Raw genomic sequence first — 26,042 nt, 5'->3', positions numbered from 1 at the left:
GCCGCTCACAATGGAAACACGCCCGTCGCGACCGCGGCGAAGACCATCAGCACGGTGGCGGCGAACAGGAACGGAATCGTGAATTTCTGGTGCTCGGCGAGCTCGACGCCGGTCAGCCCGACGATCAGGAACGTCGCGGGCGTGAGCGGGCTCACCGGAAAGCCGGTGGTCATCTGGCCGAGCAGCGCGGCCTGCGCCATCTGGATCGGCGGCACGCCGAGCAGCTTGCCGCTTTCCGCGAGCACCGGCAGCACGCCGAAGTAGAACGAATCGGGATCGAACAGCAGGCTGAGCGGCATCGACAGCAGCCCGAGCACGAACGGCATGTGGCGCGCATGTTCGACGGGCACGTGCGCGACGACGACCTCGGCCATCGCCTTCAGCATCCCGGTGCCGGACATGATGCCGGTGAACGCGCCGGCCGCGAGCAGCACGCTCGCCATCATCAGCGCGGCCTTCGCATGCGCGTCGATCCGTTCGCGCTGCGCCTGCACGTCCGGGTAATTGATCACGAGCGCGGCGACCGTGCCGAGCATGAACATCACCATCGGATCGATGATGCCGGACACCAGCGTGACGAGCACGACGAGCGTGAGCACGACGTTGATCCCGAAGCGGCCCGGCCGGCGCAACGCGCGTTCGGCGTCGGTCAGCGCGCGCGGCGCGATCGCGAGCGAAGCCGCGCCGGCGCGGTCGAGCCCGAGCCGTTTCGCCTCGCGCGCGCCGAGCACGTACGCGGTGCCGAACACGAACGCGAGCCCGACGATCTGCACCGGAATCATCGGCGTGAAGATCGCCGAGCCGGGAATGTGCAGCGCGGCCGACGCGCGCAGCATCGGCCCGACCCACGGCAGGAAGTTGACGCCGGCCGCCATCGATGCGACGCACGCGAGGATGCGGCGATCCATCCCGAGCCGCGTATAGAGCGGCATCATCGCGGGCAGCGTGACGAGAAACGTGACGGCGCCCGAGCCGTCGAGATGGATCAGCAGCGCGAGCAGCGCCGAGCCCATCACGATGCGCGGCGGATGACAGCCGATCACGCGCAGCACGCCCGCGATGATCGGATCGAGCATCCCCGCGTCGGTGAGGATTCCGAAAAATAGAATCGCAAAAACGAACATGCCGGCGATCGGGCCGATGTTCTGTACGCCGTGCACGACGAACTTGCCGGTCTGCAGCCCGAAACCCGCCGCGAGCGACGCGGCCACCGGCACGACAATCAGCGCGACGAGCGGCGACAACCGCTTCGTGATGATCAGGCCGAACAGCGCGACGATGGCGACCGCGCCGATCCATGCGAGCATGATGCGTCTCCTCTGCAGCCGGTGCGCAGGGCGTGCCGATGCGCGGGCCGGCGTGATGTCCGAATGATGGTGTGCGGCGCGCGCCCGTGCCCCGCGATGCGGCACGGCCGGCGGCCGCGATGCCGGTCAGCGCCGGCGGTGGTCGTGATCGTCGCCGTCCGCGAACACCTGCGCCGCATGTTCGTTCAGTGCGGGCGGCGGCCGCCGGTACGTGGCCGGCGTGCGGCCGAGCTTGATCGGCGACGCGATGCCGCGATGCCGGCCCAGCTCGACCTTCATCTGCCGATGCGCGACATGCGGATGGTCGAGCGCCGCGTCGAGCCCGAGCACGGGCGCGCACGGCACGCCGCGGCGCATCAGTCGTTCGGCGAGCGCGGCGCCGTCGTGCGCGGCCAGCGCCGTTTCGAGCAGCGTGCGCAGTGCGGCGCGATGCTGGCTGCGCGCGCGGTTGTCCGCGAAACGCGGATCGTCGAGCCAGTCGCGCGTGCCGAGCACATCGCACAGCGCGGCGAACTGCCCGTTGTTGCCGACTGCCAGGAAGATGTCGACGCCCGCCGTCGGAAAGCTGTCGTACGGCGTGATGTTCGGATGCGCGTTGCCGGTGCGCACGGGCGCCTTGCCCGAATGGAAGAGGTTCGGCGTATGCGGATGCAGGATCGACAGCGCGCAGTCGAACAGCGTCGATTCGACGAACTGGCCGCGGCCGCTGGCGTCGCGCTCGCGCAGCGCCATCAGCACGCCGAGTGCCGCGTTCAGCCCCGTGACGAGATCGACGATCGGCACGCCCACTCGCAGCGGCGCGCCGCCGGCTTCGCCGTTGACGCTCATCAGCCCCGCGAGCGCCTGCACGGCCGCGTCGTAGCCCGGCAGCCCGCCGAGCGGGCCGTCCGCGCCGAAACCCGACACGCGGCAATAGACGAGGCGCGGAAACCGCGCATGCAGCGCGTCGAAGCCGAGCCCCCAGCGCCCCATCGTGCCGATCTTGAAGTTCTCGACGACCGCGTCCGCGTGTTCGAGCAGCCCGAGCAGCCGCTCGCGATCCGCCGGCTGCGTCAGGTCGAGCGCGATGCCGAGCTTGTTGCGGTTCACGCCGAGGAAGTACGACGCGGTGTCGCCGTCGAACGGCGGGCCCCACGTGCGCGTCTCGTCGCCGGACGGCGGTTCGATCTTGATCACCTCCGCGCCGTGATCGGCGAGGATCTGGGTCGCATACGGGCCGCCCAGCACCCGCGACAGATCGATGATGCGCAATCCCGCCAGCGCGCCCTGCTGCTCGTGTTCCGCCATGCGTCTCGCTCCTGGTTCCGGTTGATCGGACGGCCGGTTCCGGCGGCCCGGCACTGGCGCGGGGCTTCTCCGGATTCGGCGAATAATTCTTGTATGTGAATTTATATTCACACTCAGGAATTACGTTGTCAAGCCCGAATGGACCCGGCTGCCGCGCGGAGAACGTCGTCGCGCGCAAGGGGGGACGACACCGAACGCGGGCGGTTGCGGGGGCGCCCCGCCGTTCGCTAAGCTGGCGGGCAACGTTCACCCCCATCAGTAACGAGGCGGAATATTCATGAAACGGTTGTGGCTGGCGGCCTTCCTGCTCGCATCGACGCTGGGCATCGCGCACGCGCAAAACCAGACTTTCCACTTCGGCGAGGGACAAACCGGGGTATCGGGCGCCGCGCCGCATGCTGCCGCGCCGGTGGCCCGGCCCGCGCCCGCACGCCGGCACGTCACCGCGCCGTCGCCGCATCACCGGCGTGCCGTTCACAAGCGCCGTCATTCGCGCCACGCGAGGCCTGCGCGCAGCGGGATCCATACGCACGCGTGAGCCGTCGCCCGTGGCGCGACCGCGGTGCACGCAACTGTCACGAACGGCCGGTAACATCGGCGCGGCGGCGTGCATGCCGTGGCAGCCGGCCGCCGACCCTCGCGCGGCCGACGCGCCTTTTTCTCCACGATTCAGTACCTGTTTTGCCGAACATGAGCATCGGGCCGGATACCGTCGCCGTCATCAAGGAACGCGCCACGATCGTGTGCCGCCAGCGCAGCAGCGTGCTGCTGGTCGCCCGCACCGCGGCGCGCTGGTCGCTGCCCGGCGGCACGATCCGGCGCGGCGAGACGCCGCTCGAGGCCGCGCGGCGGGAACTCGCGGAGGAGACGCGGCTGGAGGGGCTCGCGCTCGACTACGCGGTGCAGTTCGGCGGGCTGACGAAGCTGCATCACGTGTTCGTGGCCGACGTGCCGGCACACCTGACGCCGCGGGCGAGCAACGAGATCGCCCGCTGCAAGTGGTTCACCATCGACCGGCTCGACACGCTGCGGGCGAGCGTGCCGACGCGCAAGATCATCGAGCTGCTGCGGCTCGACTGTTTTTCGGCGTTCGCGAGCGGGCCGCTTCGCTGAGGTCGACGCCGGCTCGGGCTCCGATTGCGGCGACTACGCGCGCAGGAACGGGCCGGCCTTGCGTTCGAGCAGCGCGACGAGTTCGGGCTGCATGAACGCGTAGCGATCGGGAATGTCGAGGCAGACGATCTTCCGGTGCTTCAGATGCGCGCCGAATTGCGCCGACAGTCGCGCCTTGTGCGCACGCTCCATCACGAACACGATGTCCGCCCAATCGAGTTGCTCGGCCGAGAGCCGCACGTCCGCATCGGGCGCGAGGCCCCCGGAGTCGGTGTCGATGCCGGGCCACGCGGCGAACACCGCTTCGGCCGTCGGGCTGCACAGCCGGTTGCGGCTGCAGATGAACAGTGCCCGTGTCATGTCGCTGCGCGGCGCCCGAGGGGGCTCAACCTTGCGGAATCGTGCCCGGCCGCACGTACGCGAGCATGTGCGGCACGTAATCGGCCTTGCCGAGCTCGACACCGTGATGGCGCAGGATCGCGTACGCGGCGATCGCGTGGAAGTAGAACTGCGGCAGCGCCCAGTCGCGCGCGTACTGTTCGCCCGTCATGTCGAACGCGATCCCGTTCGGCAGTTCGAGCGCGATCGGCAGCGCTGCGCCGCCATCGAGCGCATCGGGGGCGAGTTCGCCGAGAAAGGCGAGCGTGCCGGCGATGATCGCCTGCGCATCGGCCGGCGAACCGGGTTGCGCATCCGCATTCCAGCCCGCCTCGCGCAAGGCCAGCAACGCCGCCGGCAGCGGTTCGCCGCGCAGCCGGTGAACCGGCTCCATCGCCTGGAAACACGAGAAGCGCACCTGGGCGGCGAGCGGATACATGTCGGGCGCCAGCCTCAGCGTCATCGCCGCGTCGGGGTCGTCGCCGGCGGCCTGCCGGTGTGCGACGGCCTTGTCGAGCCACGCGGACTGCGCGCGCAGCATCTGGGTGTAGGTCGGAACGAGAAGTTGGGTGGGTGACACGCATGCGCTCCTGTGTTGGGGTTCTCGCCCCACGATAGCAGCGTCGGCGCGAACCTGCATCCTGGCCGGGCGCCGACGTGTGCCGTTACGGCTTGCCGTGCCGCGCCAGGAACCGGTCGAGCTGCGACGCGAACGTCTTGCCGTCGCGCGCGCTGAACGGCGCCGGCCCGCCCGTGTCGATGCCGGCGCTGCGCAACTGGTCCATCATCGCGCGCGTCGACAGGCGCTCCTCGATGTTTTCGCGGCTGAACCAGTTGCCGCGCGGGTCGAGCGCATGCGCGCCCTTGTCGAGCACGGCGGCGGCCAGCGGGATGTCGGCGGTGATCACGAGATCGCCGGGCTCCGCCAGCTCGACGATGCGCGCGTCGGCCACGTCGAAGCCGGCCGGCACCTGCACGGCCTTGATGAACGGCGACGGCGGCGTGCGTAGAAACTGGTTCGCGACTAGCGTCACGCAGATCTCGGCACGACGCGCGGCGCGGAACAGCATGTCCTTGATGACGGCGGGACACGCGTCGGCATCGACCAGTACTTGCATGGCGGGGGTTTCCAGTGGGCAAAAGCAGAAGCGGCGATCATAGCGCACCGCCGTGCCGGCCATCAGCCGGCGCGATCCGTGCCAAGCGCGTCGGCCGTCACCCACTGCGCGCCCCACGCCGCGGCGAGCCGCGCGCCCTGCCCGATCCGCACGGCCGCGTCGTCGAAGTCGACGAACACGACGTGATCGGCCGCCGCCGGCCTGGCCGGCATCTCGCGCGTGCGCCCGTCGGACAGCACCCACAGCCAGCGCTGCTTGCCGGGCTCGCGGCGCGCAGCGCTGGCCAGCAAGCGTGCGGCGGCCGCGATGCCGTCCGCGAGCGGCGTGCCGCCGCCGCCGTCGACCGGCTCGAGCCAGCGCGCGTTCCACCAGCGCGGCACGGCCGGGCCGAAGCGCCGCGCGGCGCCTTGACCGCCGAAGCAGATCAGCGCGGTTTCGACTCGCGCACGCGCGGCCTGATCGAAATACGCGACGATCAGCCCCTTCGCGAGCGCGAGCCGCTCGTGCGACAACATCGACGCCGAACAGTCGAGCACGAAGCAATGCAGCGCACGCGGCGTGCCCGCGCGTTTCCCGAAGCGCAGATGCTCGCGATGCAGCGGGCCGCCGCGTTTCGCGGCGAGCGTCGCCGGCCACGCGACGGCCGTGCCGGCGCGCACCGCGCCCGGCACGCGTGCGGCTGCGCCTGACTGCCATCGAGGACCGCGAATCGCGTTCGCGGCGGCGCCGGCTCGATGGCTCAGCGTTTTTTTAGCGGCAGCGGCACCACGCTTTTCACGTCGCGCAGCCCGGCCGGTTCGGGCGGCAGGTAGCCCCAGTCGCCCTGCGATGCGGACGCATCGCCTTTCGTGTCGCCGGTCTCGCCCGGCCGGTCGTCGGGCCGCTGGCGCGGGTTCGGCGGCGAACGATCGTCGCGTTCGTCATCGTGCTGCGACGACTGCTGCGACGACGGCGGCCCCGCATGGCGCCGGTGCCGCAGCACGGCTTCGGCCACGCGCGCCACATGCGACACCGTCACCGCGTCGGCCTGCTCCAGCGCGGCCAGCGCGCGCGCGGCGCGCAGCATCACGAGATCGGCCCGCAACCCGTCGACGGCCGCGTCGATGCACAGCGCGCTGACGCGCGCATGGACCGCATCGTCGAAATCCAGCGCCGGCAGCCGCCCGCGCGCCGCATGAATCCGGTCCGCGAGCGCCCGCTGGGCCGCCGCATGACGCGCGCGAAACGCATCCGGATCGAGATCGAACGCAAGCCGCGCCTTCACGATCCGCTCGCGCTGGGCGGCGTCGAAGCAGTTCTCGAGCTCGACCATCAGCCCGAAGCGGTCGAGCAACTGCGGGCGCAGCTCGCCCTCCTCGGGATTCATCGTGCCGACCAGCACGAAACGCGCATCGTGCGCGTGCGACACGCCATCGCGCTCGACGATGTTCACGCCGCTCGCGGCGACGTCGAGCAGCGTATCGACGAGCCCGTCGGCGAGCAGGTTCACTTCGTCGACGTACAGCACGCCGAGATGCGCGCGCGCCAGCAGGCCGGGCCGGAAGCGCACGCCGTTTTCGGCCAGCGCATGCGCGAGGTCGAGCGTGCCCGTCACCTGCTCGTCGCTCGCCGACAGCGGCAGCGTGACGAACTGCCCTTCCGGCAGCAACTCGGCGAGGCCGCGCGCGGCCGTCGATTTCGCGGTGCCACGCGGGCCGCTGACGAGCACGCCGCCGAGCGACGGGTCGATCGCGGCCAGCAGCAGCGCCTGCTGCAACGCGTCCTGCGCGACGAGCGCCGCAAACGGAAAAACCGCGCGGGCGCGGGGCGTCGTCGGATCGGTCATCGCCGTCCTCCTTCCTGGCGTTGTTCGCTGGCGAGCCAGACCGCTTCGATCCGCTCGCGATAGGGGCCCGGCTGCTGCCACAGCCCGCGCTGCATCGCTTCGACGAAGCGTTCGCAGATGCCGTGCAGCGCCTTCGGGTTGTGCCGTTCGAGGAACGCGCGGGTGGCATCGTCGAACAGGTACGCGTCGGCGACGAGCGCGTACTGGTGATCGGACAGCACGCGCGCGGTCGCGTCATAGCCGTACAGGTAGTCGACGGTCGCCGCGAGTTCGGCCGCGCCCTTGTAGCCGTGACGCTTCACGCCGTCGAGCCATTTCGGGTTGACGACGCGCGAGCGGATCACGCGGGCGATCTCCTCGCGCAGCGTGCGCATCTTCGGCGCGACCGGGTTCGCATGGTCGCCGTGGTAGATGCTCGGCTGCTGCCCGGACAGGTGCCGCACGGCCGCCGTCATCCCGCCCTGGAACTGGTAGTAGTCGTTCGAATCGAGGATGTCGTGCTCGCGGCTGTCCTGGTTCTGCACGACGACGTCGATCGTCGCCAGCCGCTCGCCGAACACGTCGGCCGCGGCGTCGCCCGCGCTGTTTTGCGCGTACGCATGGCCGCCCCATTGACGGTAGGCGTCCGCGAGATCGGCGTCGGTCTGCCAGCGGCGCTGGTCGATCAGATCCTGCAGGCCCGCGCCGTAGCTGCCCGGCCGCGCGCCGAACACGCGCCATCCGGCGCGCCGGCGCGCTTCGTCGGGCGCCACGCCCTGCGCGATCCACTTCCCCCGTTCGCGCTCGATGCGTGCGCGAATCGGGTTCAACGCTTCGGGCTCGTCGAGCGCGGCGACGGCCTGCACGGCCGCGTCGAACAGGTGCATCAGGTTCGGGAACGCGTCGCGGAAGAACCCCGACACGCGCAGCGTCACGTCGATGCGCGGCCGGTCGAAGATCTCGATCGGCAGGATCTCGAAGTCGGTCACGCGATGGCTGCCGTGCGCCCATTTCGGCCGCACGCCGATCAGAGCGAACGCCTGCGCGATGTCGTCGCCGCCGGTGCGCATCGTCGCCGTCCCCCACACCGACAGCCCGATCGCGCGCGGATAGTCGCCGTGATCCTGCAGATGGCGCTCGATCAGTTGCTGCGCGGATTTCAGGCCGAGCGACCACGCGGCCTGCGTCGGCACCGCGCGCGTATCGACCGAGTAGAAGTTGCGGCCAGTGGGCAGCACGTCGGGACGGCCACGCGACGGCGAACCGCTCGGCCCCGGCGGCACGAAGCGGCCGTCGAGCCCGCGCAGCAGCTGACGCGTTTCCTCGCCGCCGCACGCGTCGAGGGCGGGCAGCAGCATCGTGCGCACGCGTTCGAGCACCGCGAGCGTATGCGGCCATGCGCCGGGCGGCGGCATGTCGATACCGGGTTCGTCGGACGCGGCTCCGCACACGGCGTCGAGCCAATGCTGCGCAAGCCGTTCGAGCCGCTCGCGCGTATCGCCCGCATGCCGCCACGGCGACGCGTCGAGCGTTTGCAGGACGGCCGGCCGCGGCCCGGTCCACGGCGCGGCCCAGTCGGCCGCGAGCGGATCGAAAGCGTCGCCGAGCGCGAGATCGCGCGCGAGTGCGCCGATCAGCCCGGCGCGTTCGCCCTTGCCGTCGCCGACCGGAAAGCGTGCGAGCGCGAGCAGCGTGTCGCGCCGCTGGCGCGCGACCGGCGACGCGCCGAACACGTGCAGCCCGTCGCGAATCTGCGCTTCCTTCAACTCGCACAGCCACGCGTCGACCCGCGTGAGCAGCGCATCCTCGTCGCCCGCATCGCGCGGCGGCGACACGCTCAGTTCGTCGTGCAGGCGATGCTCGGCGATCGTCGCGAGGATCGTCTTGCGCAACAGCTTCGCGCGCCGCGCATCGACCATCAGCGCTTCGTAGTATTCGTCGACCTGCCGTTCGAGATCCTGCAGCGGGCCGTAGTTTTCCGCGCGCGTGAGCGGCGGCATCAGGTGATCGACGATCACGGCCTGCGCACGGCGCTTCGCCTGGCTGCCCTCGCCCGGATCGTTGACGATGAACGGATACAGGTGCGGCAGCGGCCCGAGCGTCAGGTCGGGCCAGCACGCGTCGGACAGCGCGACGCTCTTGCCCGGCAGCCATTCGAGATTGCCGTGCTTGCCGAGATGGATGACCGCGTCGACGCGATACGCATCGCGCAGCCAGAAATAGAACGCGAGATACGCATGCGGCGGCACGAGATCCGCATCGTGGTAGCTCGCGTAGTCGTTCTCGCCGCGCGAGCGCGACGGCTGGATGCCGACGAACACGTTGCCCGCGCGCCAGCCGGCGATCGTGAAGCGCTGCTGCCTCAGCGTCGGATCGGCTTCAGGCGGCCCCCAGCGTGCGTTTAGCGCATCCCGCACGGTGGCCGGCAGCCGCGCGAAACGCGCGACGTAGTCGGCCAGCGCGTAACTCTGAAACGCGGGACGCAGCGTGCGCACGGCGGGATCGTTGGTCACGCCTTCGGTGAGTTGCGCGATCAGCGCGTCGCCGTCGGGCGGCAGGTCGGCCACCGTGTAGCCCGCGTCGCGCAGCGCCGCGAGCACGCGCAGCGCGGAGGCCGGCGTGTCGAGCCCGACGCCGTTGCCGATCCGCCCTTCGCTTTGCGGATAGTTCGCGAGGATCAGCGCGATGCGCTTGTCGGCGTTATCGAGCGTGCGCAGGCGGCACCAGCCGCGCGCGAGCGCCGCGACGAACGCGATCCGTTCCGCATCCGGCTGGTAGCGCACGACGTCGACTTCGGTGTGCGGGCAGCGATACGCGAGCCCCTTGAAGCTCACCGCGCGCGTGACGATGCGCCCGTCGACTTCGGGCAGCGCGATGTGCATCGCGATGTCGCGTGCGTGCAGGCCCTGGTTGTCGGCCACCCACGCGTCGCGATTGCCGCCGGACAGGATCACCTGCAGCACCGGCGCGTCGCCCGCGAGCACGTCGTGCTCGGGGCTGTCGATCGCGCCGGCCGCGAACGCGGTGGTATTCAGCACGAGCGCGACGCCGTGCGTGTCGCAGAGCTGCGTGATGACCTCGCGGCTCACCGCGTCCTTCAGCGACGTCACCGCGATCGGCAGCGGATTCAGCCCGTGGTCGATCAGTGCGTCGGCCAGCGCGTCGAACACCGCCGTGTTGGCGGCCTGCCAGTGCGCGCGATAGAACAGGATCGCGACGACCGGTGCGCCGGGCGTCCAGCGCGGTCGCCAGTCGTCGACGCTCGCGCGGTCGCGCGCCGGGTGATACAGCGCGGCGGCGGGCAGCGGCCGCGGCGGTTCGGGTTCGTCGCCGAAGCCGAACGTGTGAAACGCGATGCTGCGCAACAGCGCGTCGGCGTTGTGCACGCCGCCTTCGCGCAGATAGCGCCACCACAGCCGGCACAGCTCGGGCCTGACCGTGCTCTTCGCGACGAGGTTCGGGTCCTCCTGCAGGTCGCCCGAGAACATCGCAAGCTGCTGCCCGCGCTTCGACGCGAGCGACACGGCCTGCTCGATCCCGTACGGCCAGTACGCTTCGCCGCCGAGATGATCGATCACGACCGTCTTCGCGTGCCGCAGCACGTCGTCGACGTAGAAATCGACCGACGCCGGCTGGCGCAGGAACGTGACGTTCGCGAGCCGCACGCTCGGGAACCCTTCGGGCAAGTGCGGCACGACGCTCGCGAGCAGCGACAGCGTCGTGTCGGCCGAACTCAGGATCACGATGTCGGCCGGCTGCTGGTCGATCCGGACGACGCCCTGCGTATCGTCGACGAAGCCGCCCGGCGTGGTACGCAGCAGATGCATCGTGCGTTACGCCTGTTGCGGCTCGGCCGCGCACGCGGCGTCGAACGCGCGTTGCAGCGCGGCCGCGTCGAGATCCTCGCCGATCAGCACGAAGCGGCTCGCGCGGGTTTCGCCGTCCTGCCAGCGGCGGTCGAAATAGCTGTCGAAGCGGCGGCCGACGCCCTGGATCACGAGCCGCATCGGCGCGCCGGGCAGCGCGGCGAAGCCCTTCGCGCGGTAAATCGTGTGCGCTTCGACGACACGTTGCAGCGCGGCGATGGTCGCTTCGCGCGTGCCGGCGTCGCCCGATACCACCACCGAATCGAAATCGTCGTGATGGTGATCGTGATCGCCGTCGTCGGCCGAGCCGTGATGGTCGTGACGCAGGTGGATCGTTTCCTCCGACGCCGATTCGAGGCCGAGCAGCAGCGCGAGGTCGAGCTCGCCGCGCGTCGCGCGCACGATCTTGACCTGCGGCGGGATTTCGTCGCGGATCGCGGCTTCGATCTGCGCGAACTCGCCGTCGCCGACGAGGTCGGCCTTGTTCACGATCACGAGATCGGCGGACGACAGTTGATCGGCGAACAGTTCGTGCAGCGGCGATTCGTGGTCGAGGTTCGGATCGGCGCGGCGCTGTGCGTCGACGGCCTGCGGGTTTTCCGCGAACTGGCCGCTCGCGGCGGCCGGCCCGTCGACGACGGTCACGACCGCGTCGACCGTGAAGCTGTTGCGGATCGTCGGCCAGTTGAACGCCTGCACGAGCGGCTTCGGCAGCGCGAGGCCCGACGTCTCGATCAGCACGTGATCGATGTCCGCGCGGCGCTCGACGAGCGCTTCCATCACCGGATAGAACTCTTCCTGCACGGTGCAGCACAGGCAGCCGTTCGCGAGTTCGTACAGCTGGCCCGTTGCCTCGCCCTGCGCGCCGTCGGCGTCGTCGCAGCCGATCCCGCAGCCCTTGAGGATTTCGCCGTCGATGCCGAGCTCGCCGAATTCGTTGACGATCACCGCGATGCGGCGGCCTTCGGCGTGCTGCAGGATGTGGCGCATCAGCGTCGTCTTGCCGCTGCCGAGAAAGCCCGTGACGATCGTGACGGGCAGCTTGCGTAGGGTCATGGTAGGTCCGGTGTCGAAGAGGGAATCAGGACGGGATCGTCGCGTCGGCGGCGACGCGGCAATTCAGCGGGCGGTGCGCGGGAAGCTCGCCGCGTGATCCGCGCGGACAGCCGCGCGCGGGACAACGAATCGGACATGGTGCTTCCTTGCGAACGGTCGACATCGTGAATGCCAACACGGCTGCCGCGTGCGTAGCCCGTGTCGCCTGCCGTTCGCCGTGCCGGCCCGGGCGCGTTCGCGCGGCGGGCGGATCGGGGCAAACAGCGGGAAACACCGGGCGTCGGGCCTGCGGCGGCCGTGGACGATGCGCCGCCTCCCCGCGGCGCTGAACCCCAACGTTTAGGCCGGTATCCGGGCTGACGAACACGCCGCTTCGCCTTCCCGGATACGCGCGGCATCCAGTGGCGGTCGTCCGCATGCGCGCGGCATGCGGCGAAGCGGCGCTGCGTGGCGCTTGCGCGCGACGCGTTCGCTTACCGTTGCGGGGGCAGCACAGGTTGGCTCGACTGCGGCGCAGGCAGGCTCCCTGTTTCCCGTTTAACTGCGCACGCCGGAGCGGCGCGCGCGAGCACCAAAACGCGTGCGAGTGTAGGCGGCGGTGCGGGGAGCGTCAAGGCGAGCGACCGGCGACGAACGCGAATGATTGTCGTTTTCAACTACACGAGATAAACTTCACCCGAGAACAACACGAACCACCGCGCAACGGCCATGTGAGGCAATCACTCAGTCATCCTCAAATTTCCATGTCGAAACGACAGATATCCGGGCGGCGTTTTCCTGTGCTGGCCCTGTCGCTGTGCTCGATTGCCGGCGTTGCTTCCTGCCCTGCCGCGGCGGCCGAGTTCGACGACGAACTGCCCGCGGTCGAGGTGCGCAGCCGCCGTCATCCGAATGATCCGCGTGCGGAAAGCGTGAGCACGGCGACCCGCACCGCGAGCGATCCGCGCGACGTACCGCAAACCATCGACAGCGTCTCGGTCGAGGAAACGCTGTCCTATGGCGGCCGCACGCTTGCCGACGCACTGGCCGGCGTGCCCGGTGTGTCGAATACGTCGGACACGCGCTTCGATTCGTTCCGCATTCGCGGCTTTTCCAGCGCGGGCGACTTGCTGCTCGACGGCATGCGCGACGATGCGCAATACGTACGCAGCCTCGGCAACATCGAACGCGTCGAGGTGCTGAAGGGGCCGGCTGCCGCGCTGTACGGGCGCGGCAGCGGCGGCGGCGTCATCAACCGGATCACCAAGCAGCCGTTGCCGGAAAACTTCGGACATGTGTCGGCGACGACCGGCAGCTACGGACGGCTCGGCGCGTCGGTCGATCTCAACCGGATGCTGTCCAGCGCGTGGAGCATGCGGCTCAATGCGGGACGCGAACACGCCGGCAGCTTCCGCGACCACGTCGACGGTACGCGTCAGTTCGTCGCGCCGTCGATCAAGTGGCACGACGCGCGGCGAAGCTGGCTGCTGCAGTTCGAATACGACACGTACCGACGCGTGCCCGATCGCGGCATGCCGGCGCCGGTCGCCGCGGTCGATGCGGCCGGCAAGCCGCTCGCGTTCTCGCTGCCGTCCGCGCCACGCGCAACCTTCTTCGGCGCGGCGGGCCGCGACACGATCCGCGACGAGACCATGAACTGGCGCTCGGTCTTCACGCATGCGCTCGACGGCGACTGGGAATTGCGCCATACGCTCGGCGTGCTGGATTTGCGCAGCACCTTCGACAATACCTACGTCACGCAAAGCTACGTCGCGAAGCCGCGCGACTACCGGCACGTGCAACGCGCACGCTACCTGCAGGACATGACGCAGCTCAACGTGCAGACCGGCGTCGAACTGGGCGGCAAGGTCGCGACCGGTCCGGCGCTGCATCACCTGCTGTTCGGCATCGAATACGGCTGGCAGAAGCGCACGCCGGCGCTCTGGCAGGCCGACGCGGCGCCGGTTCCGGTGACCGGACCGGATCGCTTCGCCCTCGTCGGCTCGACGCCGCGCCCGTACGCGATGAACCGTCACCGTGTCAGCGACTACGCGCTGTTCGCGCAGGATCGCGTCGACCTCGGGCGAGCGTGGAAGCTGCTCGGCGGCCTGCGCGCGGAACGTTTCGACGTCGATTCGACCAACGCGCTGAACGGTCTGCATGCGCGGCGCACGACGACGGCATGGAGCCCGCGGCTCGGCGTCGTGTGGTCGCCGGTCGGCGCGCACAGCCTGTATGCGTCGTACAGCAAGAACTTCGCGCCGGTCGGCGGCGACCTGATCGGCATCACGCCCGACGCGCGCGGCAACGCCAACGATCTCGGCCCGCAATACACGCGCCAATACGAGATCGGCGTGAAAAGCGACTGGCGCGATGGCGCGCTGAGCACGACGCTCGCGCTGTTTCAGCTCGACCTGTACAACCGCCGCATCGCCGACCCGGTTCGCCCGGGCTTTTTCGACCTCACCGGCCTCGAACGCAATCGTGGCCTGGAACTGGGCGTCGCCGGCCGGCTCACGGGCGACTGGTTCGTCCGCGGCGGCATCGGCTGGCAACACGCGCGGGTGGTCGACGCCGAGCCGAAGTATGCGGGCAAGCGCTCGGCGGGCGTGTCGGCGTCGAACGGCAGCCTGTTCGTCAGCCATGCGCCGCTGCGCGGGTTTTTCGCCGAACTCGGGGTCGTGTACGAGGGCGCACGTTACGCCGATCGCGACAACCTGCTCGAACTGCCCGCGTACCTTCGCTGGGACGGCAAGGCCGGCTATCGCACGCGCGACCTCGAGGTGACGCTGGCGGCCGTCAACCTGGCCGATCGCGACTACTACGCGAATGCGACGGGCCTCGCGCAGATCGTGCCCGGCGCGCCACGCACGTTCACGCTGACGGCGGCATACAAGTTCTGACCTCGCGGGCGGCGCCGGCGCCCCGCGCAGCCGCTCCGCCGGGCGGCTTGCGCGTTGCAGGCCTGTGCTATCGTATGCGCCGCGTTCGGTGCTCGCATGCGCATTCGGTGCATGCAGTTAAACGGGAAACAGGAGGCGGACATCCGCCCGGCCTGTGCTGTCCCCGCAACGGTACGCCGCCCGCGCCACGCGCTTCCTCGCGCGTGCGCCCAGGCCGCCCGCGATGCCACTGCCCTTCAACCGGGCGGGAAGGCTGCGGTCTGGCAAGCGGCCAGCCCGGATACCGGCCGACGCAAGGGGCGAGCGCGCTGCTCGCCGAACGCCCGATCCGCGGGGGACGGACCGGGTGCGCATTCCCCCGCGTTCGCGCGGGTTTCGCCCGATCCGCCATGCACTGCCTGTCCGCCGGCCGCCGATGCGCCGCCCGCCTTCCCTGTTCCACTGTTTCGACACGGTGCGCGCCGTGCCGCGCGCGATGAGCCGCGCCTGGCTCGTCGGCGCCGGCCCCGGCGACGCCGATCTGCTGACGCTCAGGGCCGTGCGCGCGATCAGCGCGGCCGACGTGCTGCTCGTCGACGATCTCGTGAACCCCGACGTGCTGCGCCATGCGCGCGCCGATGCGCTGATCGAGCACGTCGGCAAGCGTGGCGGCCATGCGTCGACGCCGCAGGAAGCGATCGTCGCCGCGATGCTCGCGCACCTGCGCGCGGGCCGCAGCGTCGCACGGCTCAAGGGCGGCGATCCGTTCGTGTTCGGCCGCGGCGGCGAGGAGCTGATCGCGCTCGGCGCGGCGGGCTTTCCGGTGGAAGTCGTCAACGGCATCACCGCGGGCATCGCCGCGCCGGCCGCGCTCGGCATCCCGGTCACGCACCGCGGCGACGCGCAGGGCGTGATCTTCGTCACGGGCCACGGCGCGGGGGCCGACGAGCCCGACTGGCGCGCGCTCGCGGCCACACGCATGACGATCGTGGTCTACATGGGCATCCGCCGGCTCGACGCGATTGCCGCGGCGTTGCGCGACGGCGGCCTGCCCGGCGATACGCCGTGCGCGGCGATCGAGAACGCCACGCGGCCCGAACAGCGCCACGTCCACGCGACGCTCGATACGCTCGTCGCGCGCGTCGGCGAAACCGGCATCGGATCGCCGGCGATTGTCGTGATCGGCCGCGTCGCGGCGCTCGCCGACGATCCGGCGGTGCGTGCGGCGCTCGGCGGCCACGCATGATGCGCGTCGCGCTCGGTGTCGGTTTTCGCGCCGGCGTCACGGCCGCGCAACTCGATGCCGCGATCCGCGCCGCGCTCGCGCGCTATCCGGCCGCCGAACCGGCGCTCGTCGCGACGCTCGTCGACAAGGCTCGCGCCCGTGCGCTGCGCACGCTGTGCGCGCGCCGCGGCTGGCCGCTCGTCGCGTTCGACGCGGCGCAACTCGCGAGTCGTCCGGAACTGGCCGCGAGCGGCCCGTCGGACGCCGCGCTGGCCCGCTTCGGCATCGCGGGCGTGGCCGAGCCGTGCGCGCAGCTCGCCGCGCCGCATGGCCGGCTGCTCGGCCCCAAATCCATCCGGGACGGCGTGACGGTCGCGCTCGCCGGCCCGCTCTGAAAACCCTTGTTTCGCTTTCGACAGGACGATTCCCGATGAAGACCGATTCCGAATCCCATCAGCGGATGGCCGAACGCCGCCGCGCCGGCCACGAGAAAAAGCAGGCCGCCGCCACCCAGGAGAAAGGCCTGCTGATCGTCCACACCGGCAACGGCAAGGGCAAGAGCACGGCCGCGTTCGGGATGGCCGTGCGCGTGCTCGGCCACGGCATGCGGCTCGGTGTCGTGCAGTTCATCAAGGGGGCGCTGCATACGTCCGAGCGCGACTTCCTCGGCGCGGTCGCGGAATGCGATTTCGTGACGATGGGCGACGGCTATACGTGGAACACACAGAACCGCGACGCCGACATCGCGACCGCGCGCAAGGGCTGGGACGAGGCGCGCCGGATGATCGAAAGCGGCGACTACCGGATGGTGATCCTCGACGAGCTGAACACCGTGCTCAAGTACGAATACCTGCCGCTCGACGAAGTGCTCGCCACGCTCGTCGCGCGTCCGGAGTCGGTGCACGTCGTCGTCACCGGGCGGCACGCGCCCGATGCGCTGATCGATGCGGCCGACCTCGTCACCGAAATGCGGCTCGTCAAGCATCCGTACAAGGAGCAAGGCGTGAAGGCGCAGCGCGGCGTGGAGTTCTGAGCATGCCGGCCTGCCCCGCGCTGTTCGTCAGCGCGCCCGCGTCCGGCCAGGGCAAGACGTCGGTGACGGCCGGCCTCGCGCGGCTGCACCGCCGGCTCGGCCGTCGCGTACGCGTGTTCAAGACCGGGCCCGATTTCCTCGATCCGATGCTGCTCGAACGGGCAAGCGGCGCGCCGGTGCATGCGCTCGACCTCGGGATGGTCGGCGAGGCCGGTTGCCGGGCGCTGCTCGCCGACGCCGCGCGCGACGCGGACCTGATCCTGATCGAAGGCGTGATGGGCTTGTTCGACGGCACGCCGAGCAGCGCCGATCTCGCGGCCGCATTCGGCGTGCCGGTCGTCGCGGTGATTTCGGCGAAGGCGATGGCGCAGACGTTCGCGGCAATCGCGTTCGGGCTCGCACGGTTCCGGCCGGAGCTGCCGTTTCACGGCGTGCTGGCCAACCGCGTCGGCTCGGCGCGGCACGCTGAGCTGCTGCAACAGGCGCTGCCCGCGGATCTGCGCTGGCTCGGCAACGTGCCGGCCGATGCGGGCATCGCGCTGCCGGAGCGCCATCTCGGCCTGCATCAGCCGGCCGACATCGACGATCTCGACGCGCGGCTCGAGCGCGCGGCCGATGTGCTCGCGCAGACGGCGCTCGCCGAATTGCCGCCTGCCGTCGCGTTCGCGGAACCGGACGTTGCGGCGCCGCTGTCGCGCGCGTTGGCCGGCAAGCGGATCGCGGTGGCGCGCGATGCAGCGTTTTCGTTCATCTATCCGGCGAACCTTGTGCTGCTCGATGCGCTCGGTGCGGTGCTGCGGTTCTTCTCGCCGCTTGCCGACGAACCCGTGCCTGACGATTGCGACGCGCTGTTTTTGCCGGGCGGCTATCCGGAACTGCATGCGGCGACGCTGGCCGTGAATGCCGCGACCGCACGGACGATTCGCGCGCATGCGGCAGCCGGCCGGCCGATCGTCGCGGAATGCGGGGGGATGGTGTATCTGTGCGAATCGCTGACCGACGTGGACGGCTTGACGACGCCGATGCTCGGCGTGCTTCGGGGCCATGCGACGATGCAGCGCCGGTTCGCGGCGCTCGGCATGCAGCAACTCGATACGCGCACCGGACCGATGCGCGGACATACGTTTCACTATTCGCGGCTGGAAACGCGGCTGGTGCCGGTCGCGACCGCCGCCCGCCCCGATGGCAAGGCCGGCAGCGGCGAAGCCGTCTATCGCAGCGGCGCGATCGTCGCGACGTACATGCACATGTACTGGCCGTCGAATCCGGATGCGGCCGTGGCGTTGTTCAGTGGGGAAGCGTTCTAGACTGATCGGTGCCGTGTCCGCGTCGACGTGGCGCAATGCTGTCGGTATCGAGCAGCGCTTTGCAGCGATTACGGCATCCGACGTGCGAGGCTACAGATGTCGTTCGATGTCCATCCGTTGATGCAGGACACGGATGACGTCGATGGTTTCATCCGTTTCGCGATAGAACACAACGTGAGAACCAGCGGGGTAGCGAAAATATCCGTCGCGAACAACGCAAATCCGCCCCGCTTTTTTGCCGCGCGCCAGCGCTTCCATGGTGCCAATCAGATCGCGGTAATAGTGCTCTGCCTGCTCAGGCGACCAATGCTCGGCGGTATAGCGCCAAATGTCTTCAAGATCGCATTCAGCCAACGGGGTCAGCCGAAGTTGTCTGCCTTTAACCGCCATGCGTGGCCCGCATGCGGGCCAGGAAGGCCTCGCTGTCGAAGGGCTTGGGCGTCCCCGACCCTTCACCCGCCTTCAATGCTTCCTGCAATGCACGCATTTGCGTTTCGTGTGATTCGAGGAGCCGCAACCCGGCTCGCACGACGTCACTTGCGGAACCATATCGTCCCGATCGCACCTGCGCATCGACAAATTCTGCAAAGTGATCGCCAAGGGAAACGGATGTGTTTCGCGACATGAGTCACCTCCTTTAGATGCGGCCATCATATACCAATTTTTGGTACATTTCTCGTTCCGCTCCTCCAAAGCGGGGCCGATAGTCGGCCCGGTGCCGCATGTCTCGCGTCCTCAGTCACAGCAAAAACGCCTCGGCCAACTTCACCCAATACGACGCACCGGTCGGCAACGCCGCGTCGTTGAAGTCATAGCCGGGGTTGTGCACCATGCAGCCGCCCTCCCCGTCGCCGTTGCCGATGATCAAGTAGCACCCCGGCCGCTTCTCGAGCAGAAACGCGAAATCCTCGCTGCCGGTGAGAGGCACCATGCCGTCGATCAGGTTGGCTTCGCCGACCCATTCGCGGGCAACGCCGCGCGCGAACGCCGTCATCTCCGCATCGTTCACGAGCACCGGGTAGCGGCGCTGGTAGTCGATCGTCGCGCTCGCGCCGAACACGGCCGCCTGCGCATGCACGACCTCCTTGATGCGCGTTTCGAGCAGGTCGCGCACGTCGGGCTTCAGCGCGCGCACCGACAGGCGCATCTGCGCGCGATCGGGGATCACGTTCGGCGCTTCGCCCGCGTGGATCGCGCCGACCGTGATGATCGCCATGTCGAGCGGCGACACGTTGCGCGACACGATCGTCTGCAGCGCCAGCACGATCTGCGCGCACACGACGACCGGATCGATCGCCCGATGCGGCACCGCGCCGTGGCCGCCGCGGCCCTGCACGTCGATGACGACGGTATCCGACGACGCCATGAACGAGCCCGGCAGGAAGCCGAATTTGCCGGTCGGGAAGCCCGGCATGTTGTGCATCGCGAAGATCGCGTCACACGGGAATTGCTCGAACAGCCCTTCGTCGAGCATCTTCTTGGCGCCGCCGAGCCCTTCCTCGGCCGGCTGGAAAATCAGGTTCAGCGTGCCCGAGAAGCGGCGTTCGCGCGCGAGGTGCTTCGCGGCCGCGAGCAGCATCGCCGTATGGCCGTCGTGGCCGCATGCGTGCATCTTGCCCGCGATCGTGCTCTGGTACGGCAGGCCCGTCGTTTCGTGGATCGGCAGCGCGTCCATGTCGGCGCGCAGGCCGAGGCGCCGCTTGCCGTCACCGACTTTCAACTGGGCGACGACGCCGGTGCCGCCGAGCCCGCGATGCACGGTGTAGCCCCACGACTGCAACTGCTCCGCGACGAGATCGCTCGTCGCGAATTCCTCGAAACCCAGCTCGGGATGGGCGTGGATGCGATGCCGGATCTCGATCATTTCGTCGGCGAGGCCTGCGGGGATCACGCTGTGCGTCACGGTGTCGTCTCCTGATGTGCGATGGGGAACATGCAGGCAACGATAGTCGATTCGACGGCAACCGGGCAGACGGAAAGTCGTCGTGGTGGCAACTCATGGTTGCTACCTGTTGCAAGGCCGCGCACGCCGTCGCATCGACGCCGCGCGCCCCGCCCCGTCACGGCAACCGGAAGGTGTCGAAGAACGTATCGCGCTCGATCACCGTGAGCGCCGCGCGCTTGTGCGGGAAATCGAATTCCTTCAGCGTGTAGAACCCGAGCCGGTGCATGTACGCGATATGCCGCACGTGATCGACGCGCGGCTCGCCGACGAGCCGCTGCGTACGCGGTTCGTCGACGAACATGTAGTGCAACACCCCGCTCCACCATGCGTGCAGCTTGCCGGCGCTCTGGAAACGCGAATCGCCGATCAGCAGGTGCAGCCCGCGATCGTAGTCGTGCGCGTCGTAGAACGGCGCGAGGCGGTCCTCCTTCGCCCAGTAGAACTCGAAATAGCCGAACGGCGTGTCGTCGAAATAGCCGATCATCGGGTGCATGTGCGGATCGGCCAGCCGTTCGGCCAGATACGCCGCGTGCTCGTCGCGCGTGCCGCGCTGGTCCCAGAAATGCGCGACGCGGTCGAGGTTCATCCAGCCGCTGAACAGGTCCGCGTGGGCGTCGATGTCGACGGTGCGCAGACTGAACGTCATCCCGACCTGCGGCATGCTGCGCGCATAGATCTCGCCGGCCGGCGACGGCGGCCGCACCGGATGCCGGTGGCCGTTCGTGATCGCGTAGCGCAGCGGCATTCCGCCCGACGCGGGCGCCTTCAGCCACGGCCGCGGGTTCTGCCAGAACGTCGTGCGCGACACGGTGAGCCGCAGCGTGTCGCCCGCGACCTGCGCGCCGTCGATCACGCCTTCGCGCACCGCCCGCGCGACGTACGATGCGACGGCCGTCGCATCGGCGCCGCCGAGCGGCACCGAGATCGTCGCCGCGTCGTGCCGCGTGTCGGTGTTGAACAGCGCGACGAACGTCGCGAGCAGCGCGTCCGGCGCGTCGTCGGGCCGCCACGCGTCGAGCGCATGCTCGACGACGGCCGCCGCCTGCCCGTGCGCGGCGCTGTCGAGCGCCGCGGCCACTTCACCTTCGACGGCGTCGGCTGCGCCGGCCGGTTTCGTCAGCGTGTCTTGCATCAGCATGCTCCCGCGTCATGGCGATCGGCGAGGACGTGCAGCCCGCGCTCGAGCGCCGGAAACAGGCTGCGCTGGAAGTTGTTCCAGCGCAGTTCGAGAATCGTGTCGTCCGGCGCGATCGGCGTGTCGAGCACGTCGCAGATCACCTCGCCGGAATCGATACCGTTGTCGACGTAGTGGAACGACGCACCCGTCATCGTCACGGGTTCGATCGACGACGTCGCGCCGGTGGCCCAGTCGACGCGTTCGCCGCGCGCACCGTGCAGCGCGTCGAGCGTCGCCCATGCGCCGCGCCGCTGGTACGGCGAACCGTCGGCCGTGATGCCCGGGTGGATGTTCGCGATGCGCCGGTGAAAACGCGCGCCCGGCCGCACGAGTTCGTCGAGGATCACGAGCAGCCCGTCGAGCACGACGATGTCGGCGTCGAGTTCGAGCAGGCGCTCGAGCAGGCGGCGCTCGAACGCCTGTTTGCCGGCCACGCGCTCACGTGCGTCGCGCGGCAGCCGCCGGTACGTCGACGGGATCGAACAGAACAACGCGTCGACCGGCCGGCCCTGCACCGTCAGGCCTTCCGGCAGGATCCACGGGCAGCCCGGCGTGCGCGCGAACCCGTAGTCGGCCACTTTCGCGCGGTCGGCAGGCGAGCCTTCGTCGTCGTCGACGATCACGCCCTGGAGCGTGTAGCGTTCGCCGAGCGGCGAATCGTTCAGGCGCTCGACGAGGAATTCGAGCGGCGCCTTCATGTAGCGCGTGCCGCCGCGATAAGCGACCGGCTGGCCGGCGCGATCGGCCGCGCCGTTGCGCAGCGACTGGATGTAGACGAGATTTTTCTTCGGCATGGATGCGTCGTGGAAAAGCGGACGACGGCGCCGCGGCCCACCTGCACCGGCCGCGAGGCCGGCCGGCGCGCCGCGGCGCGCGACGTCACCAGTTGTATTTCGCGGTTGCGATCACGGTGCGGTCGGTCCCGAAAATGCAGACGTTCGTCGACTGGCAACCGCTGATGTAGTGGCGATTGAACAGGTTCGTCCCGTTCACCGCGAAGCGCCAGTTACGCGTGTCGTAATGCACGCCCGCGTCGAACAGCGTGACGCTCGATACCGTCAGCGAGTTGTCGGCCGCACCGGCCGACGCGCTCTGGTAGCGAATGCCGCCGCCGAGGCCGAAGCCGGCGAGCGGCCCCGTGTGCCAGGTCCAGTCGGTCCACAGCGACGCCATCTGGCGCGGCCGCGGAATGTCGACCGGCCAGTTGTTCAGCGAGACGTCGTTGGCCTGGATGACCTTCACGTCCTGGTAGACATAGGACGCGACCACCGACAGGTTCGGCGTGACCTTGCCGGTCGCGCTCAGCTCGATCCCGCGCGAGCGCACCTCGCCCGACTGCACCGACTTCGTGCCGCCCGGATCCTGGCTCGGCAGCGCCGGCGTGATCCCGTTGGTCTGGTTGATCTGGTAGATCGCCGCGTTCAGCATCAGGTTCTTGCCGGGCGGCTGCCAGCGCAGGCCGGCTTCGATCTGCTTGCCGCGCGTCGGTTGCGGCAGCCCGCCGCCGAGCAGGTTCACGCCGATCAGCGGATTGAACGACGTCGCGTAGCTGATGTACGGCGACAGCCCGTAATCGCCCTGGTACGTGAGGCCGACGCGGCCGGTGAACGCCGTGACGTCCGCCTTCGTCGACGTACCCGCCGCGCGGTCGTCCTGCCGCATGTTGACCCAGTCCTCGCGGCCGCCGAGCGTCAGCGTCCAGCGGTTCCACTTGATCTGGTCCTGCGCGTACAGCCCGAACGTGTTCATCGTCGTGTACGTGTTGGTGCGGCTCGTGGCGTCCGGATCCGAGAACACGCCCATCGTGACGGGCGTATACACCGGGTTGTAAAGATTCAGCGTCGGCGCGGCGGCGAGCCATTCGCTGTCGGTCGCGGTTTGGCGGTTGTACTGGAAGCCGAGCAGCAGCGTATGCTGCAGCGGGCCCGTCGCGAAGCGGCCCTCGAGGTTGTTGTCGATGTCGAAGCGGCTGTAGTTCATCTGGAACAGGCCGGCCCAGCGCGATACGTCGGTCAGGCTGTCGCCGGCGAAGCCGTTGGCGAACACCGACGCATTGTCGAGCGACAGGTGCATCAGGCGCGTGTTCTGACGGAACGTCCAGGCCGGCGTCAGGTTGCGCTCGAACTGGTAACCGATCGACCACTGCTTCTTGCGGTAGTAGTTGAAGTTGCCGTCGCCTTCGTAGATGTCCTTGTTAATCTGGCCGTTCGGGTTCGGCAGCACGGTGCCCTGCGCGGGCAGGAAGTTCGACGAGATGTCGCCCCAGTCCTGCAGGTAGGTCGCGGACAGCGTCAGCGACGTATCGGCGTCCGGGCGCCAGCGGAACGACGGCGCGAGCGCGACGCGTTGGTCGTTGTTCGGGCCGGTCAGCGCGTTGCCGTCGCGCGCGACGCCGACGAACCGGTACGCATACTTGCCGTCCGGGTCGAGCTTGTCGCCGACGTCGATCATGAACTGCTTGCGCGCGTAGTTGCCGATCTGCACACCCGCTTCGCGCACGCGCTCGCCGTCGGCGAGCTTGGTGTGCACGTCGATGATCGCGCCCGGATCGCCCGCGCCGTACAGCACCGAGGTCGGCCCGCGCAGCACGCTGATGCTGTCGATCATGTACGGATCGACGCGCCAGCTCGCGAGGTTGATCGTGTTCGGCACCTGCAGCCCGTTCACGTAGGCGGTCGGCGTAAAGCCGCGCAGCGCCGCGTACCAGTCGGAGCGGTTGTCCGAACCGTACGACGAGAAGCCCGGCACGTAGCGCAGCGCCGCGTTCACGTCGGTGGCGCCGGTCATCTCGATCTGCTGCGCGGTGACGACGTTGATCGTCTGCGGGATCTCGCTGAGCGGCGTGTCGGTCTTGGTGCCGGTCGTGCTGCGCTTCGCGACGAGCCCGACCGTGCCGTCTCCTGCCGAGGCCGCGTTGACGGTGATCGCCGGCAGCGTGCCGTTTTGCGCGCCGGTCGACGGATTCGTCGTCGCGCCGTTTTGCGCACTGCTGGCCGACGCCGCGGCGCCCGCGTTCATGGCCGGCGCCGTCTGGGCGTATGCGTGCCCTGCCGCCGCCGTACCGAACGCCACGCTTGCCGCGGCTGCGATCGCACGCAAACGCGTGCCTGTTGCCCACTCCATCTTCTTCTGCTCCAGTTTTTTCATGCGGTCTCCGACCGCGCCTTTGTCAAAGAGCGAAAGCCATCCGGCCTGCGCTCACCCCGTTATTCAGTCGTTTTTCGTGCGTGGCCCGGGCCACGCCTTCATCGTGCGCGGGCGCGATCCCGTTTTCGAGCGACGCGCAGATTTCGTCCGCACGGCGCGCCAGGACCGACAGCAGCGTGTCGGACAGGCCGTGGCTGTCTTCGCAGCAGCCTTGCAGGTAGATGCGCGGCGCGAAGTGCTCGGGCGTCGCGAGCAGGTAGTCGCGCGTCACGTCGCCGCGCGTGAGTGCATCGCCCAGGTGCGGCGCGAGCCCTTCGAGCAGCGCCGAATGCGTGTCGCGGCGGTAGCCGGTCGCGAGCACGAGCGCGTCGAAGCGCTCGATGCGCGTGGCGCCGCTCATCCGGTCGCGCAGCGTCAGCTCGATGCGACCGTCGGCGGTGCGCACCGCGGCCTCGATCGCGCTGTTCGCGAGCAGCGCGTGACGCGGCGTGCCGTCGATGCGCTGCAGGTACAGCATTTCGTAGATCTGTTCGATCAGCGGCCGGTCGACCACCGCGTAGTTCGTGTCGCGATAGCGCTCGAGCAGCGCGCGACGCGCGTCCTGCGGCTGCGCGTAGACGACGTCGGTGAATTCGGGGCTGAAGATTTCGTTGACGAACGGGCTGTCGTCGGCCGGTTTCAGGGCGCCGGCGCGCATCACGAGGTTCGCGTCGACGTGCGGGAAACGGCGCGCGAGGTCGATGAACACCTCGGCCGCGCTCTGCCCGGCGCCGATCACCGCGACGCGGCGGCGCTCGCCGTCGGGCGACGCGACGAGCCGGTCGATGTCGGTCAGGTACGACGACGAATGGATCACGCGGTCGCGGCCGAGCGCGGCGAACGCATCGGGAATCGCCGGCGTGCCGCCGACGCCGACCGACAGCGCGCGCGTGACGCGCTGGCGCTCGTGGCCGGCCGCGTCGCGCGACAGCACGCGCAGCGCGTCGATCCTCGCGCCGTCGCCGCGCACCGGCTCGATTCCCAGCACCGTCTCGCTGTAGTGGACGCGATCGTCGAACGCGTCGGCTACCCAGCTCAGGTAGTCGTGGAATTCGACGCGGGTCGGATAGAAGTTCTTCAGGTTGACGAATTCGTTCAGCCGGCCGCGTTCGAACAGGTAGTTGATGAACGTGTAGCGGCTTTTCGGATCGCGCATCGTGACGAGATCCTTCAGAAACGAGATCTGCATCCGGCAGTCGTCGAGCAGCATCCCGCGATGCCAGCCGAATGCCGGCTGACGCTCGACGAAGCAATGGGCGAGCGTGTGCGCGCCGCTGCGCTCCGCGAGGCGCACGGCCAGCGCCAGATTCGACGGCCCGAAGCCGACGCCGATCAGGTCGAATACGGTTTCTCTCTGCATGTCTCAGCTCCCTTGTCGG

Annotated in this window: 23 protein-coding genes and 2 riboswitches; of the genes, 7 read left to right on the top strand and 16 right to left on the bottom strand. The window is 69.4% G+C overall.

What is annotated here, in order from left to right; all coding sequences use genetic code 11:
• Positions 1 to 5: 5 nt before the first annotated feature.
• A complete protein-coding gene (locus DTA15_RS00145; protein WP_012492613.1) occupies positions 6 to 1,307 on the bottom strand; it encodes a CitMHS family transporter in 1,302 nt (433 codons plus the stop codon).
• Between the two features lie 126 nt (positions 1,308 to 1,433).
• The gene (locus tag DTA15_RS00140; protein WP_006482988.1) at positions 1,434 to 2,594 is read right to left on the bottom strand and encodes a CaiB/BaiF CoA transferase family protein; all 1,161 of its coding nucleotides are present in this window, start codon (positions 2,592 to 2,594) and stop codon (positions 1,434 to 1,436) included.
• A 277-nt stretch (positions 2,595 to 2,871) separates the two neighbouring features.
• Between DTA15_RS00140 and DTA15_RS00135 the strand changes: the two genes are divergently transcribed.
• The gene (locus DTA15_RS00135; protein WP_006492940.1) at positions 2,872 to 3,132 is read left to right on the top strand and encodes a hypothetical protein; all 261 of its coding nucleotides are present in this window, start codon (positions 2,872 to 2,874) and stop codon (positions 3,130 to 3,132) included.
• Between the two features lie 152 nt (positions 3,133 to 3,284).
• Positions 3,285 to 3,707, top strand: coding sequence for an NUDIX hydrolase (locus tag DTA15_RS00130; protein ID WP_034178420.1), 423 nt, complete (start codon positions 3,285 to 3,287; stop codon positions 3,705 to 3,707).
• Positions 3,708 to 3,740: 33 nt separating this feature from the next.
• On the opposite strand, the gene DTA15_RS00125 is transcribed toward DTA15_RS00130, so the two are convergent.
• The 7 genes from DTA15_RS00125 to cobW all read right to left on the bottom strand — a co-directional run bounded on the left by DTA15_RS00125 (position 3,741) and on the right by cobW (position 11,929).
• Positions 3,741 to 4,067, bottom strand: a complete 327-nt coding sequence (locus DTA15_RS00125) for a low molecular weight protein tyrosine phosphatase family protein (RefSeq protein WP_006482358.1) — start codon at positions 4,065 to 4,067, stop codon at positions 3,741 to 3,743.
• Between the two features lie 25 nt (positions 4,068 to 4,092).
• Complete coding sequence (locus tag DTA15_RS00120) at positions 4,093 to 4,725, bottom strand: DUF1993 domain-containing protein (RefSeq protein WP_020979853.1); 633 nt, start codon at positions 4,723 to 4,725, stop codon at positions 4,093 to 4,095.
• A gap of 25 nt (positions 4,726 to 4,750) precedes the next feature.
• Complete coding sequence (locus DTA15_RS00115) at positions 4,751 to 5,203, bottom strand: YaiI/YqxD family protein (protein ID WP_006492939.1); 453 nt, start codon at positions 5,201 to 5,203, stop codon at positions 4,751 to 4,753.
• 62 nt (positions 5,204 to 5,265) lie between these two features.
• A complete protein-coding gene (locus DTA15_RS00110) occupies positions 5,266 to 5,874 on the bottom strand; it encodes a vWA domain-containing protein (RefSeq protein WP_006496442.1) in 609 nt (202 codons plus the stop codon).
• Positions 5,875 to 5,942: 68 nt separating this feature from the next.
• Positions 5,943 to 7,028 (bottom strand): magnesium chelatase ATPase subunit I, encoded by a 1,086-nt coding sequence (locus DTA15_RS00105; RefSeq protein WP_006484023.1) that lies wholly within the window; start codon positions 7,026 to 7,028, stop codon positions 5,943 to 5,945.
• A complete protein-coding gene (cobN, locus tag DTA15_RS00100) occupies positions 7,025 to 10,834 on the bottom strand; it encodes a cobaltochelatase subunit CobN (protein WP_006484027.1) in 3,810 nt (1,269 codons plus the stop codon). The genes DTA15_RS00105 and cobN overlap by 4 nt, the downstream gene beginning before the upstream one ends.
• 6 nt (positions 10,835 to 10,840) lie before the next feature.
• On the bottom strand, positions 10,841 to 11,929 hold the full coding sequence (cobW, locus tag DTA15_RS00095; RefSeq protein WP_006484022.1) for a cobalamin biosynthesis protein CobW: 1,089 nt from the start codon (positions 11,927 to 11,929) through the stop codon (positions 10,841 to 10,843).
• Positions 11,930 to 12,254: 325 nt separating this feature from the next.
• Positions 12,255 to 12,520: riboswitch (cobalamin riboswitch) on the bottom strand.
• 152 nt (positions 12,521 to 12,672) lie between these two features.
• Between cobW and DTA15_RS00090 the strand changes: the two genes are divergently transcribed.
• From DTA15_RS00090 to DTA15_RS00070, 5 genes are all read left to right on the top strand, one after another.
• Complete coding sequence (locus tag DTA15_RS00090) at positions 12,673 to 14,811, top strand: TonB-dependent receptor (RefSeq protein WP_012492611.1); 2,139 nt, start codon at positions 12,673 to 12,675, stop codon at positions 14,809 to 14,811.
• Positions 14,812 to 14,879: 68 nt separating this feature from the next.
• Positions 14,880 to 15,117: riboswitch (cobalamin riboswitch) on the top strand.
• Between the two features lie 109 nt (positions 15,118 to 15,226).
• Positions 15,227 to 16,036 carry a uroporphyrinogen-III C-methyltransferase gene (gene cobA, locus DTA15_RS00085; RefSeq protein WP_006484026.1) on the top strand — a complete coding sequence of 270 codons (810 nt, stop codon included), beginning with the start codon at positions 15,227 to 15,229 and terminating at the stop codon, positions 16,034 to 16,036.
• A complete protein-coding gene (locus DTA15_RS00080; protein WP_006496449.1) occupies positions 16,033 to 16,410 on the top strand; it encodes a cobalamin biosynthesis protein in 378 nt (125 codons plus the stop codon). Before cobA ends, DTA15_RS00080 begins: the two co-directional genes overlap by 4 nt.
• A 35-nt stretch (positions 16,411 to 16,445) precedes the next feature.
• On the top strand, positions 16,446 to 17,048 hold the full coding sequence (gene cobO / locus DTA15_RS00075) for a cob(I)yrinic acid a,c-diamide adenosyltransferase (protein ID WP_006476035.1): 603 nt from the start codon (positions 16,446 to 16,448) through the stop codon (positions 17,046 to 17,048).
• Positions 17,049 to 17,050: 2 nt separating this feature from the next.
• Positions 17,051 to 18,355 (top strand): cobyrinic acid a,c-diamide synthase CobB, encoded by a 1,305-nt coding sequence (locus DTA15_RS00070; RefSeq protein ID WP_006486048.1) that lies wholly within the window; start codon positions 17,051 to 17,053, stop codon positions 18,353 to 18,355.
• Positions 18,356 to 18,445: 90 nt separating this feature from the next.
• On the opposite strand, the gene DTA15_RS00065 is transcribed toward DTA15_RS00070, so the two are convergent.
• The 7 genes from DTA15_RS00065 to DTA15_RS00035 all read right to left on the bottom strand — a co-directional run bounded on the left by DTA15_RS00065 (position 18,446) and on the right by DTA15_RS00035 (position 26,023).
• Complete coding sequence (locus tag DTA15_RS00065) at positions 18,446 to 18,745, bottom strand: type II toxin-antitoxin system RelE/ParE family toxin (RefSeq protein ID WP_021033200.1); 300 nt, start codon at positions 18,743 to 18,745, stop codon at positions 18,446 to 18,448.
• Positions 18,735 to 18,980: a type II toxin-antitoxin system ParD family antitoxin gene (locus DTA15_RS00060; protein WP_021033199.1), complete on the bottom strand. Its 246-nt coding sequence runs from the start codon at positions 18,978 to 18,980 to the stop codon at positions 18,735 to 18,737. Before DTA15_RS00060 ends, DTA15_RS00065 begins: the two co-directional genes overlap by 11 nt.
• A gap of 114 nt (positions 18,981 to 19,094) precedes the next feature.
• A complete protein-coding gene (locus DTA15_RS00055; protein WP_006486051.1) occupies positions 19,095 to 20,258 on the bottom strand; it encodes a M20 aminoacylase family protein in 1,164 nt (387 codons plus the stop codon).
• A gap of 157 nt (positions 20,259 to 20,415) precedes the next feature.
• The gene (locus DTA15_RS00050; RefSeq protein ID WP_006492710.1) at positions 20,416 to 21,432 is read right to left on the bottom strand and encodes a GNAT family N-acetyltransferase; all 1,017 of its coding nucleotides are present in this window, start codon (positions 21,430 to 21,432) and stop codon (positions 20,416 to 20,418) included.
• Positions 21,432 to 22,271, bottom strand: a complete 840-nt coding sequence (locus tag DTA15_RS00045; RefSeq protein WP_006486043.1) for a formyl transferase — start codon at positions 22,269 to 22,271, stop codon at positions 21,432 to 21,434. The genes DTA15_RS00050 and DTA15_RS00045 overlap by 1 nt, the downstream gene beginning before the upstream one ends.
• Positions 22,272 to 22,356: 85 nt before the next feature.
• Positions 22,357 to 24,600: a TonB-dependent siderophore receptor gene (locus DTA15_RS00040; RefSeq protein WP_456301057.1), complete on the bottom strand. Its 2,244-nt coding sequence runs from the start codon at positions 24,598 to 24,600 to the stop codon at positions 22,357 to 22,359.
• A gap of 46 nt (positions 24,601 to 24,646) precedes the next feature.
• Positions 24,647 to 26,023 carry a lysine N(6)-hydroxylase/L-ornithine N(5)-oxygenase family protein gene (locus DTA15_RS00035; RefSeq protein ID WP_006486049.1) on the bottom strand — a complete coding sequence of 459 codons (1,377 nt, stop codon included), beginning with the start codon at positions 26,021 to 26,023 and terminating at the stop codon, positions 24,647 to 24,649.
• Positions 26,024 to 26,042 lie beyond the last annotated feature (19 nt).

The sequence above is a fragment of the Burkholderia cenocepacia genome, from assembly GCF_900446215.1.
Classification (GTDB): Bacteria; Pseudomonadota; Gammaproteobacteria; order Burkholderiales; family Burkholderiaceae; genus Burkholderia; species Burkholderia cenocepacia.
The sequence above is the reverse complement of the archived record's forward strand: the minus strand, read 5'-3'. Positions and strand labels throughout refer to the sequence as shown.

Coding starts and splice junctions, on each gene's coding strand:
- DTA15_RS00065 (WP_021033200.1), bottom strand. CDS start 18,745: ATGGCGGTTAAAGGCAGACAACTTCGGCTGACCCCGTTGGCTGAATGC.
- cobA (WP_006484026.1), top strand. CDS start 15,227: ATGCGCCGCCCGCCTTCCCTGTTCCACTGTTTCGACACGGTGCGCGCC.
- DTA15_RS00125 (WP_006482358.1), bottom strand. CDS start 4,067: ATGACACGGGCACTGTTCATCTGCAGCCGCAACCGGCTGTGCAGCCCG.
- DTA15_RS00060 (WP_021033199.1), bottom strand. CDS start 18,980: ATGTCGCGAAACACATCCGTTTCCCTTGGCGATCACTTTGCAGAATTT.
- DTA15_RS00070 (WP_006486048.1), top strand. CDS start 17,051: ATGCCGGCCTGCCCCGCGCTGTTCGTCAGCGCGCCCGCGTCCGGCCAG.
- cobO (WP_006476035.1), top strand. CDS start 16,446: ATGAAGACCGATTCCGAATCCCATCAGCGGATGGCCGAACGCCGCCGC.
- DTA15_RS00140 (WP_006482988.1), bottom strand. CDS start 2,594: ATGGCGGAACACGAGCAGCAGGGCGCGCTGGCGGGATTGCGCATCATC.
- DTA15_RS00040 (WP_456301057.1), bottom strand. CDS start 24,600: ATGGAGTGGGCAACAGGCACGCGTTTGCGTGCGATCGCAGCCGCGGCA.
- DTA15_RS00105 (WP_006484023.1), bottom strand. CDS start 7,028: ATGACCGATCCGACGACGCCCCGCGCCCGCGCGGTTTTTCCGTTTGCG.
- DTA15_RS00080 (WP_006496449.1), top strand. CDS start 16,033: ATGATGCGCGTCGCGCTCGGTGTCGGTTTTCGCGCCGGCGTCACGGCC.
- DTA15_RS00135 (WP_006492940.1), top strand. CDS start 2,872: ATGAAACGGTTGTGGCTGGCGGCCTTCCTGCTCGCATCGACGCTGGGC.
- DTA15_RS00035 (WP_006486049.1), bottom strand. CDS start 26,023: ATGCAGAGAGAAACCGTATTCGACCTGATCGGCGTCGGCTTCGGGCCG.
- DTA15_RS00115 (WP_006492939.1), bottom strand. CDS start 5,203: ATGCAAGTACTGGTCGATGCCGACGCGTGTCCCGCCGTCATCAAGGAC.
- DTA15_RS00045 (WP_006486043.1), bottom strand. CDS start 22,271: ATGCCGAAGAAAAATCTCGTCTACATCCAGTCGCTGCGCAACGGCGCG.
- cobN (WP_006484027.1), bottom strand. CDS start 10,834: ATGCATCTGCTGCGTACCACGCCGGGCGGCTTCGTCGACGATACGCAG.
- DTA15_RS00130 (WP_034178420.1), top strand. CDS start 3,285: ATGAGCATCGGGCCGGATACCGTCGCCGTCATCAAGGAACGCGCCACG.
- DTA15_RS00145 (WP_012492613.1), bottom strand. CDS start 1,307: ATGCTCGCATGGATCGGCGCGGTCGCCATCGTCGCGCTGTTCGGCCTG.
- DTA15_RS00120 (WP_020979853.1), bottom strand. CDS start 4,725: ATGCAGGTTCGCGCCGACGCTGCTATCGTGGGGCGAGAACCCCAACAC.
- DTA15_RS00050 (WP_006492710.1), bottom strand. CDS start 21,432: ATGCAAGACACGCTGACGAAACCGGCCGGCGCAGCCGACGCCGTCGAA.
- cobW (WP_006484022.1), bottom strand. CDS start 11,929: ATGACCCTACGCAAGCTGCCCGTCACGATCGTCACGGGCTTTCTCGGC.
- DTA15_RS00090 (WP_012492611.1), top strand. CDS start 12,673: ATGTCGAAACGACAGATATCCGGGCGGCGTTTTCCTGTGCTGGCCCTG.